Source organism: Falsiroseomonas oryziterrae, from assembly GCF_021864505.1.
Lineage (GTDB): Bacteria > Pseudomonadota > Alphaproteobacteria > Acetobacterales > Acetobacteraceae > Falsiroseomonas > Falsiroseomonas oryziterrae.
Map to the genome: position 1 here is coordinate 1 of NZ_JAKJIB010000444.1, position 2664 is coordinate 2664.

At 74.1% G+C, this 2664-nt stretch carries 4 protein-coding genes; 1 reads left to right on the forward strand and 3 read right to left on the reverse strand.

The window, feature by feature from the left end; genetic code table 11:
• A partial coding sequence (locus tag L2I40_RS21670) for a hypothetical protein (RefSeq protein WP_237217315.1) occupies nt 1-362 on the reverse strand: 362 nt, incomplete at its 3' end.
• Between the two features lie 257 nt (nt 363-619).
• On the opposite strand from L2I40_RS21670, the gene L2I40_RS21675 reads away from it, so the two are divergent.
• The gene (locus L2I40_RS21675) at nt 620-1114 is read left to right on the forward strand and encodes a hypothetical protein (RefSeq protein WP_237217317.1); all 495 of its coding nucleotides are present in this window, start codon (nt 620-622) and stop codon (nt 1112-1114) included.
• A 9-nt stretch (nt 1115-1123) separates the two neighbouring features.
• Here the strand turns inward: L2I40_RS21675 and L2I40_RS21680 are convergent, their stop codons facing one another.
• Both L2I40_RS21680 and L2I40_RS21685 read right to left on the reverse strand, forming a co-directional pair.
• Complete coding sequence (locus tag L2I40_RS21680; protein ID WP_237217319.1) at nt 1124-1621, reverse strand: YidB family protein; 498 nt, start codon at nt 1619-1621, stop codon at nt 1124-1126.
• A gap of 283 nt (nt 1622-1904) precedes the next feature.
• The coding region (locus L2I40_RS21685) for a trypsin-like serine peptidase (protein ID WP_237217321.1) at nt 1905-2664 on the reverse strand (760 nt) is incomplete at its 5' end.

The following is a 2664-nucleotide window of genomic DNA, read 5'->3' on the forward strand; positions in this document are numbered from 1 at the left end:
CGCAGAAGCTCCTCGGCCGGTCGCGCGGCCGCCCACCGTTGCAGCGCATCGGGCGAGCCGATGCCGTCCGCCCGCAGGCGCGCCGCAAGCAGCGCAGCCAGCGCCTCGGCAGGCGCCAGCGCGTCCTCGGCGCCGCGGGCAAGCGCTGCCGCGGCCTCCTGCAGGCGACGGTCACCATCCGACAAGGCGGTGTCGACAAGGGTCCAGCCGAGCGCGATCAGCGCACCAAAACCGGCGAGGCCGAGCAGGAGCGCACGCCGGAGGCCCGCGACCCGCCGGGCGACGCGGGGCCGGACCGGCCCCCCGGCTGCGAGGTCCCGCAGGCCGGCCGCCGATGGGTGGCTGTCGCTCAGCGTGTCCATGGCCATGTCTCGGCTCGGGCTGGCGGGGCTGCGGAGAGCCGGGCGAAAGCGGCACGGCACGAGTCGCAGTATATCATCTGACCCGTTATGCGCGCATCGCGTGCAATCCAGCGTTCCGCACGCGATTCGTTACGAGCATGGCGCGGAAGGCTCGTGCGATGCGCGACTGCGATCCCGATCCTGCAACCGAACAGGCTGCCTGCGTTGACGCTGCATCGGGCTTCGGGGGGCAGCCGATGCAGCGGCACGCACGACGCTTGTTCCTGGCAGTCGGCCTCGCTCTCGCGGCGGGCTCCGCCGGCGCGCAAAGGCCCGGTTGCCCCGAGCTCGGCGCCCTGCGCACCTACCGGAACGAGGCCTTCGCGATCGTCATGGACTACCCGGCGATGTTCGCGCTGGATCCGGGCAGCGTGCCGGCGTCGCGCGACAATGCGCGGTTCTGGACGGCGGACCGGCGCGCCACCGCCGTCGTGAACGTCTCCCGCAACCGGGAACGGATGGGCCTGCAGGAGTTGCTGCGGGGCGCGGTCGGCGACGTGGTGCAGAACAGCGGCGGCGAGGTGACCTACCGCGCCGCGCGCGGCAACTGGTTCGTCATCAGCGGCCACATGGTGGGCCGGATCTTCTACCGACGCACCATGCTGCTGCGCAGCGGCGCAGTGGCGACGCTCTGGATGGAGTTCCCGCGCGACATGCGGCCCTGCATCGACGCGGCCGTGACCGTCATGTCGCGCTCATTCCGGGAGCGCTGAGCGTCCCGGTCAGGTCGGCAACCGGCCCTCGGGCGTGTACTTGTCGACCGCCTCCGGCAGCTCGCGCGCGAGGCGGGCGACGATTTCCTGGCGCGAGAGGCCGGTGCGGGTGGCGAGCAGCTCGATCGTGTCGCTGCCGATCGCGGCCTCGATCTGGTCGGCCTGCACGCGTCGGTTCGGGCCGCGTGCGACCCAACTGTCCGCAGCGTCGCCCAGGCCGCTTTGCCTGAAGCGGTCCACGATGTCGCGGATGCCTTCCGACAGCACGGCGCCGATGCTTGGCACGGCCGCGGCCTCCGGTCGGCCGCCATGCGCCATCGTTTCCATCTGGCCGCCCTGGCGGCCCGCCTCGTTCACCGGGCCGGGAACGGGGCCAGGCACCGGGCCAGGCAGCGGGCCGCGCAACCCGGCCTTGCCGAGGATCTCGGCGAGCTTGTCACGGTTCTGGTAGCCGGCGACGGCGAGCACGCCGAGCAGCGCCAGCATCGATGGGGTCCCACGGGCCATCCTCGATCTCCCTCGGATTGCGGACCCGGGAGAATCGTCGCGCCGCGGGGGAAGTTCCGCCCAGCCGGGCGGGTGTTCGCTGCCATGCAACGAACGCCGGGCGGTGCGGCTGCGTTGGACGCGCCATGACGCTGCTGCATCCCAACCACGACCGCGAGCATCCGCCCCAGATGCCGTGAACCTTCCCGATCGTCGCCGGCGCCGCCGTCGTCGCGGTGCTGCTAATGGTGCTTCAGGAGCGCATCGCCGGCTGACAACCGGCCTGGCGCCCCACGCGGCCCGTTCAGCCGCCTTTCGCGGCGGCCGCGTCGCGTCGGACGGTGGCGGCCGGCACCGCCCAGCCGCCGGCCTCCCCGCGCACGGCCATGGAGCCGACACCGGCCACCACCCAGCGCCCATCCGCCTGCCGGAGGAGGAGCGGCCCGCCGCTCGACCCGCCCGTCGCCGAGCAGGAATGCCGCAGCATCAGCCGCCCCGACGCATCGCGCCCATAGCCCAGGGTGGTGCAGGCAAGATCGGCGATCAGCACGCGAGGCCGATCCGCCTGATAGCCGCCGAGCGCGACCGGCGTGCCGGGCCGGACCAGCGCGGTGGCCAGCGGCAGGGCCAGCCCCGGCGGCAATTCGGGCGCCTCGGCGTCCAGCGTCAGCACGGCCCAGTCGGCATCCGGCGGCGCGTCCGGATCGGGCATGGGTCCGGGACGCGCGACGAAGCCGGGCCCGTAGATGAAGGAGGCGACGCCCCGGCGCTCGCCGGCGCTGTCGGGCGACAGGCCGATGACGAAGGCCACCGCCTCGGGCTGCAGCATCCGGGCGCTGCGCGGGTCGAGCAGGCAATGCGCCGCCGTCAGCACGGTGCGCGGCCCGATCACCGCGCCGGTGCAGCGTCCGCCGACCGCGGTGGCGACCAGCCCGACCGAGCGCCACGGCGCCTCCTCCAGGCTGACCGTCTGGCGCACTTCCTTGGCCGCCAGGCCGACGCGCGGCAGGCCTGGCCCGGCCGAGGGCAGCGGGCCGGCGCAGCCGGCCAGCGCGAGCAGCAGC

Bases quoted from the DNA above. Each gene is read 5' to 3' on its own strand.
- L2I40_RS21680 (WP_237217319.1), bottom strand. From the start codon at position 1,621: ATGGCCCGTGGGACCCCATCGATGCTGGCGCTGCTCGGCGTGCTCGCC.